General features: G+C 24.5%; 9 protein-coding genes and 1 pseudogene. All 10 read left to right on the forward strand.

Features of this window, described 5'->3' with window-relative positions:
• Positions 1–1,233: hypothetical protein (locus AJN60_RS09785; RefSeq protein WP_002871606.1), on the forward strand; the 1,233-nt coding region annotated here is incomplete at its 5' end.
• 12 nt (positions 1,234–1,245) lie between these two features.
• Positions 1,246–2,019, forward strand: coding sequence for a hypothetical protein (locus AJN60_RS07645; RefSeq protein ID WP_070243590.1), 774 nt, complete (start codon positions 1,246–1,248; stop codon positions 2,017–2,019).
• A gap of 40 nt (positions 2,020–2,059) precedes the next feature.
• Complete coding sequence (locus tag AJN60_RS07650; RefSeq protein ID WP_002801461.1) at positions 2,060–2,734, forward strand: hypothetical protein; 675 nt, start codon at positions 2,060–2,062, stop codon at positions 2,732–2,734.
• Positions 2,735–2,738: 4 nt separating this feature from the next.
• Complete coding sequence (locus AJN60_RS09790) at positions 2,739–2,897, forward strand: hypothetical protein (RefSeq protein ID WP_171824256.1); 159 nt, start codon at positions 2,739–2,741, stop codon at positions 2,895–2,897.
• 498 nt (positions 2,898–3,395) lie between these two features.
• The gene (locus AJN60_RS09795; protein WP_173405604.1) at positions 3,396–3,632 is read left to right on the forward strand and encodes a hypothetical protein; all 237 of its coding nucleotides are present in this window, start codon (positions 3,396–3,398) and stop codon (positions 3,630–3,632) included.
• A gap of 79 nt (positions 3,633–3,711) precedes the next feature.
• Positions 3,712–3,990: a hypothetical protein gene (locus AJN60_RS09800; protein ID WP_173405603.1), complete on the forward strand. Its 279-nt coding sequence runs from the start codon at positions 3,712–3,714 to the stop codon at positions 3,988–3,990.
• A 45-nt stretch (positions 3,991–4,035) separates the two neighbouring features.
• On the forward strand, positions 4,036–4,905 hold the full coding sequence (locus tag AJN60_RS07660; protein WP_070243589.1) for a hypothetical protein: 870 nt from the start codon (positions 4,036–4,038) through the stop codon (positions 4,903–4,905).
• A gap of 83 nt (positions 4,906–4,988) precedes the next feature.
• Positions 4,989–5,825 (forward strand): hypothetical protein, encoded by an 837-nt coding sequence (locus tag AJN60_RS09450; protein ID WP_083262249.1) that lies wholly within the window; start codon positions 4,989–4,991, stop codon positions 5,823–5,825.
• Complete coding sequence (locus AJN60_RS10020; RefSeq protein WP_261661150.1) at positions 5,812–5,946, forward strand: hypothetical protein; 135 nt, start codon at positions 5,812–5,814, stop codon at positions 5,944–5,946. Before AJN60_RS09450 ends, AJN60_RS10020 begins: the two co-directional genes overlap by 14 nt.
• A gap of 314 nt (positions 5,947–6,260) precedes the next feature.
• Positions 6,261–7,240 (forward strand): annotated as a pseudogene (locus AJN60_RS09810) (hypothetical protein); the annotation flags it as partial.

The following is a 7,240-nucleotide window of genomic DNA, read 5'->3' on the forward strand; positions in this document are numbered from 1 at the left end:
AAACATAAAGATTTCTTACAAACCAGAAAAGAACCTTATGCTATTTATTTAGCCATAAATACAAACATAAAAAGTTATAATAATATTTGTCCTAGCGAGCAATATTTTTGGAAATTTAATGATATGAATGAGCTTGAATGCTATAATCCAAAATTTGGCATATATCTTGGTAAAATTGTTTTTGATAAAAAAGGCAACAAACTCATCCCAAAATACATAGCCACTAAATTTGAAAATTTAGAAGAAGAAGTTAAAAAGATAAAAAATCCCTTATGGCTTGCTAATAAAAATCCTAATTATATTAAACCTAAATTTTATGATGGTATGGATGGGGGTTATTATTTTGAAAGTCCAAATAATTTAGAGTATCAATGTAAAATAGAAAAAGACACTCAAATTTTAAGCCAAGAACAAATCATTTCCTATGTGAAAGAACTTTATAGTAAAAACACAATGATAATAAAAAATTATATTGATGCAATCAATAAAAACCATGGCATAAAACCTTTCGTATTTAGTGATGAAATTTATGATCAATTAGGAGAAGTTGGCATTCTTACAAAAGAACAAGCTAATAATTTTAAAGATAAAAGTTATATTAAAAAAAATCCAATATTGCTTGCTATGCTTGATTATTTAGCAAAACAAAATAAAAAAGATGAAGATTATTTAATCACTTTTGATGATGAGTATTTTTATGCTGATTTGGTTTGGAGTTTAAAAGATTTCTTATTAGAGCTTTCTTATGGTTTGTTTCAAGATGAAACCAAGCTTCTTTTTAATCCTGCAGCTTATATGGATGACACAAAAATAGATTATAAAAATTTAAACGAAGAAATAAATAAGCGTTATGAAAAAATATTGCTTGATATGGGATTTGAAGGAGAAAATGGTTATTTTAATGATTATTATGATTATGGCTTTGGCAATAATGGTATTTTTAAATTTAGCATATATGATTATTTTGCTTATGATGAAATAGGAGTGCGCCCAATTCAACAAAGCCCATATGTTCCTCCTAGAAGCCCTTTTTATAGCCCTAATTTTGTCTATTCTGATGGAAATTATCACGGAGATGCAAAGCTTATCCCTTCTGCTTTAGGAAAGTATTATTTTGAGCTTTCCTATCAGAAAGGAGTTTATATAGAACTTTTACGCCCTTATTATCCAAGCATAAAAGATTTACCAGAAGGTTGGGACAATAAAATGCTAGAAAAAGCTAATTTAAAATAAATATGAGCATCCATGAAAAAACCTTTTTACAAACTTAAAAGATTTTATATACCTTGTGGTGTGCTTATAGCTTTGATTATTTTTATAAGCTTAACTTATCATTTTTTACAACGCCCTTTAGAGCTTATTTTTTGGGATAAGTATTATCATGAAAAAGAATATCAAAGTGCTAAAGATATGTATAAACTATTTAAGAGCAATGAAGAAGAATTTAAAAAAGTTTTTAAAGAACAAAACTTAAATGAAGAATTAAAAACAAATCAAAAAAAATTGTTAAATTATATGCATCATTTCAAAAAAGATTTTAAATTTATGCAAACTTTAGGTTTAGATAATGCTTATTTAGTAGCTCTTAAAAATAAGGATGTATTGTTTGGTTTGCAAATGCAAAACAATCTTGATTATTTTTATCTCGCATCCAATAGCACTGATTTAGAAGAAATTAATAATTATTTAAATATTGTAGATAATTTTCTTGTCTTTATGAGTGAAATTGAAAAATTACCGCCCAAGTATAATTTAGGTAAAATAATGTTTGAAATTAATTTTATGAATTATAATACTTTGTTTTTTGGATTTACTTTAGATACAAATTTTATGTGTTCTATACCTCAAAAAGAACAATTATTAGAAAATATGATAAATTCTTATGAAAAAATGGATTTATTTCATGATGTGGATTTAAAATTTCAAGATCAAGAATTATACGAAGCGATATATATAACAAAAGAACTTAATTATTTCATAAATATTGCCAAAGGAAGATTAAATGCATGTGGAAAATAATTTAAGTTTTAAAGATAATATTATAAATTAAGGAGTAATTATGAATTTATTTTACAAAATTTATTTTTTTATTTTATACCACCCTATAAAAGCTTTTTTTATTCTTGTCCTTATTGTGAGTTCTTTTTCTTTTGTTGATAAATTTATTCTACCTAAAAAAGAAAGGGAGCTATCTCCAATTATACAAATTGTAATAAAAGATTCTGAAAGCATCCCTGATTATATAAGCAATACCAAAAGCAAAGAAGTTTTTCTTTCCCAAAACCCAAGCTTAAAAGATTTATTTGAAAAAATGGCCACAGAATATCCTTTAAAATCAGGACTTAATTTTGGAAAACCTGAATACATTGCAGGAGTTGCCACTGTAGAAAAGGATTGGGGAGAATATATGGAAAAAATTTTAAAAGAAGATAGCGAAGAGCTCTTGAAAAAAGCTAACTCTTGTAAAATTATAGATGTAAAAAGTAAAATGCAATGTTTTATAGAAAAGATAAATTATGTTTTTAAGATTATAGACTCTCAAAGTGAAAATTGCACTCTTAATCTTATTAATAATAAAGATTTTTATAATAATCTTTATGAAGTAATTTACTTTGCTTTTTATGATGATGAATACGATAAAAATTTGAAAAAAGAAGAATATTTCTTTTCAAAAGCTTACTATGCGGCAAGGGTTTATTTTTTAGCAAACAAACAATGCTTCATAATGGAGTAAAATAATGGCTAGCTTAAGCGAATTAAGAGAATCATTGACTTATGTCATACCACTACAAGAATTGTTAGAAAACGAAGATATTCTAGGAGAAGCTGTTAATAGATATATTAAAAAATCACTTAGCCATCTGGATTTAGTAACAAATTTTATAGAATCAGAATAAGTATATCATAAGACTAAGAATTTTAGAAAAGCTGTAGTTCATTTTACAAGTAATTTAGTTAGCGGTCCAATTATTGCAGTAGGTATTGTAGGTGGCATAAAAACTGGTCAAGTAGAAGTTGCTGTAATTACAATTATTTATGCAAATGATATTCCTGTCGCAATCAAGAATGCAACCAATAAAGCTTTCGATATCTATGATAATGTTTTAGATGCAATATTAGAATTTATTTTTGATGGTACAGCTTCTCGCATAATAACAAATTTTCTTAATTCTACATATGAAAAATTTCTTGCACCAAGAAATTTTAAGCAAATTTGCAATAGTCCAGAAGAATGTCAAATTTTACAACAAGATAATTTTCAAATTCTCATAAACGGTTTATCTCTCTTCACCCCACACCCCTACCCTAGCTATTCTAAAGAATACGAATTTGCCCTAGCAAAGAAAAAAGAACTTATAACTAAAACAAGCATAGCTTCTAATTCCTATAATTTTATGGATGAAGAGTATTTAAAAAACATACAAGATTTACAAGAACAAGAACAAATCATTGATCAAGAAGAACAAAAATATCAACTTGCTTTAAAATTTTACAAAGAAGATAATAAAATCAAAAATGAGATTTTTAATTCTTTATTTAAATCCTTAAATGAAAATCTAAGCTTTCAATTAAAACAAGAAAGAAATACTTTTTTTAAATCCAAATCAAAGTTTAAGCATTATCGCTACTAAAAAATACTCATTAAAGACTTTAAATTTACAAGATATTGATAATATTAATATCAACTCAGAATTTGCTTATTTAAGAACTTTGTTTTTATGTGAAGCTTTTTTAGTTTTAGATAATAATGATGAAGCTTTATTAAATGAGAAAATAGCTAAAGAAACTTTAGAATATGATGAGGATGAATACATTCTTTTCATTCTCCACAAAGCCAAATTAAACGATACTTATTTAAATGCAAGAAAAGAACTTTATAAAAGTATTGATGAATTTAAAAAACTTGGCTTTAAAGATTTAGAAAATACTTATCAAACTTATATCCATTCTTTGACTGTAAATAAAGAAATAAAGATGACAATTTTATAATTAATGTTATAATGCAAAATAATATTATTTTTAAGGATAAAACCTTTGTTTAAATTCTCAAAAAAATCTTGGATTATCATTTTCATCTTGGTGGTTTTATATGTAGTTATTAGCAATATTTATGAATTGTTTAATTCTATGGAAGCTGATAATAACAAAGCAAGAGAAAATCTTAGTGCTTTAATTAAGTGGAGTGAAAACAAAGGTAAGGAAGAATTAGAATATGCTAAGAATTTAAGCAAAGAAAACTATAATCAAGAAAAAGTTACACAAATGATTATTAAAAATCTTAAGATGATACAAACAAGTATTGAAGATATGAAAACTTTAACCTCTTACTATCCTACAGAAGAAGATGTTGAGCTTATAAGACAAGCTGGACATGTTGCAACAAATTCAAATACTGATATTATACTTTATCTTTTATATAATGAAAGAAATATCACAAATCATAAAACTTATTTTTTATTTGACAAGGAAAGATTTAAAGTTTTTGAAGATTTTTTATTTTTTCTAAATACTCGTTTAGAAGAGGATTTTTTACAAAAAGATATTCATAAGTTTGATAGCTTTGATGTAGTTAGAATCGGAATGTATATTAACGACCTAATTGGCTATAATAGTGGATTTACTAGTATGTATTTGAGTGAATTTTCTCAAGATTATATTTGTGATTTAAATACCCCTAAAACTATGACAATTTTAAATGGTATGAGCAAAATTGATTTTACTTCTAATAGAATTTTATTATTTTTTAATAAAGAATTAGAAAAATATGCTTATACTGATGATAATAATTTAATAAAAAACCTTCAAAAATTGATCTATATTTTTAAAAAATTCAAACTTAACCAAAAACAAATCAAGCAGCTCAATACCCTACAATCTAAACTAAAAGAATGCACAAATGAATGAGATAGAACTTAACACTCAAAATAAAACCTTAAACGAAACAGAAAAAAGCACAAAAACTATTTTTAAAATATCAAGGAATATAAATGAAAAAACCTTTTTATAAACTTAAAAGATTTTATATACCCTGTATTATATTAATCATAATACTCGCCGTGCTTGCAAAATTACTTTATTCTCCTTTATATACGATTTGTTGGGGAATGTATCATTATCCTAAAAAAGAACAAGAATTTAGAAATTTTGAAAAAATGACTTTAAATCCAAGTCCTAAAGATATGATTAAAATTGTAGATGATCATCAGCCAAAATTAGAAGATTTTAAAGATTTAAATGCAAAAATGCAAAAGGCTATTTTTGATTTTAAGGTGGCTAAATTCTTTGGATTTGAGGATAGATATTTTGAATTTTCTCTTAAAAATTACATCGGGTTTTTTATTTTTTTGTATAGCAAAGAACAAATTTATTTTAATTATCTTAATTTCATAAGCGGTATAAATTCAACTTCCAATGAAAAGCAAAAATATTTAGCCCTAAGAGCAACTACCAAAGATTTAGAAAAACAAATTTTTGAAGAAAAACTTAAATTTATAAAACATTATGATGATTTTTATGATTATTTAGAGGGTGTAGGTTATTTGGATAAGGGAACTTGGTATAAAACTATGGCAATCTATCCAAAAATAACAATTCGGGGTCTTCTTTTGTTTCATAACAATCAATTATGTTCTTTTGAAGATAGAAACTTAATGTTTAATCAAATAAAGAGAAGTTATAATATATTCATTAACTTAGATCCAGATGGCTCAAAACTTCCTGATAAGACACTCGGGAAAGAATGGAAAGATTACCGCAAAAACACATCAATCTTTATAGAAAATACGATAAATGAAATCCAAAAGGCTTTAGATGAATGCAAATGAAAACAATGCTAATAATGAGAATAATACTATTAATATTGAAGAAAGTATAAAAGAATCTTTAAGAGAGGGGCAAGAAATTGTAGAAAGTAACATAAGGAATGCGATAAATGTCTATTTATAAAGAATGTGAAGTTTGTAAAACAAAAATCAATAAATTACAAAATGCATCAAATGTATTTTTATTGGGCTTTGGTAAAGAACTAGTTTGTAAAAAATGTAAAGCCAAATATAAAGCAAATTCATTATTTATTTTTTTATATAGCATTTTTAATGATATTTTAATTTTGTTTATATTGTGGAATTATTTTATGGATTTGTTAGAATTCTTTCATTTAAATACAAATTTAAAAATTATTTTTTCAATAGTTTTTTATTTATTTTATAAAATTATTTTAGTATATTTTATCTATTTAAATAAAATAAAGGACTAATAAAATGTCTAACAATAAGAATATTTTGCAACATATTGATGATTTAGTAAATGGTATATTTGACTCTACAGTTATGACGGCTTTAGAATTTGGACATTTTGTAATAAAAATTATTGGAGTTGAAAATATAATTTTAGATGACAACACAAAACAAGATGAAGCTATTGAACAAGCCGAAGTCTTTTATAAAGCCATTAAACTTATAATCTCAAATGATCAAATTAGAAAGCAAGCATTTCAATTCTTAAAACAAGATTTTCAAAAACAACCGTTATATTATATTGGGAGTATAGTTGGACCAGGCGCTGTGGTTTCTTTAATCAAAAAACCAACGCAAAAAATTCTTTATTTCAGTGCAAATAAAACTCAACAAGCATTTAATCTTTCCAATAACTCTCTCTACCCCTACTACAAAAACATACAAAATTCCTTTACTCCTTTATGTTCTATAGATAATAAAAATAGTAATTTGTTAAAAGAATTTAATTTTGATAGTTTTTCTTGTAATTTTTATAATAATAATATTTTCAATCAAAGTCTTAAGCATTTAAATAATATACAAAATGAAAAAGAATATATCAATGAGTATAAAATATTTTTAGAAAATCTTAATTATTTTAATCAAGAATATAATAATTATAAGCTTGTATCTATACAAGCAATCAATAATTTAAAAATAGCCTATATACAAAAACTATCTTTAGAAAATATCAACAACATCAACATCGATTCAAAACCCTATCTATTAAAAGCTTTATATTTTTGTGAAGATTATGTTTTATATGATAAAGATAAGCAAGCTTTATTTGATGAAAACACAATAAAAGAATTAGAATTTAACTCTAGTTTTTATACTATCTTTATCTCTCATAAAAACAAACTAAATGATACTTATTTAAAAGCAAGAAAAGAACTTTATAAAAGTATTGATGAATTTAAAAAACTTGGTTTTGAAGATTTAGAAAATGCTTATCAAACTTATAT

It is taken from the genome of Campylobacter sp. BCW_4323 (assembly GCF_001763115.1).
In the GTDB taxonomy this organism is placed as follows: domain Bacteria; phylum Campylobacterota; class Campylobacteria; order Campylobacterales; family Campylobacteraceae; genus Campylobacter_D; species Campylobacter_D jejuni.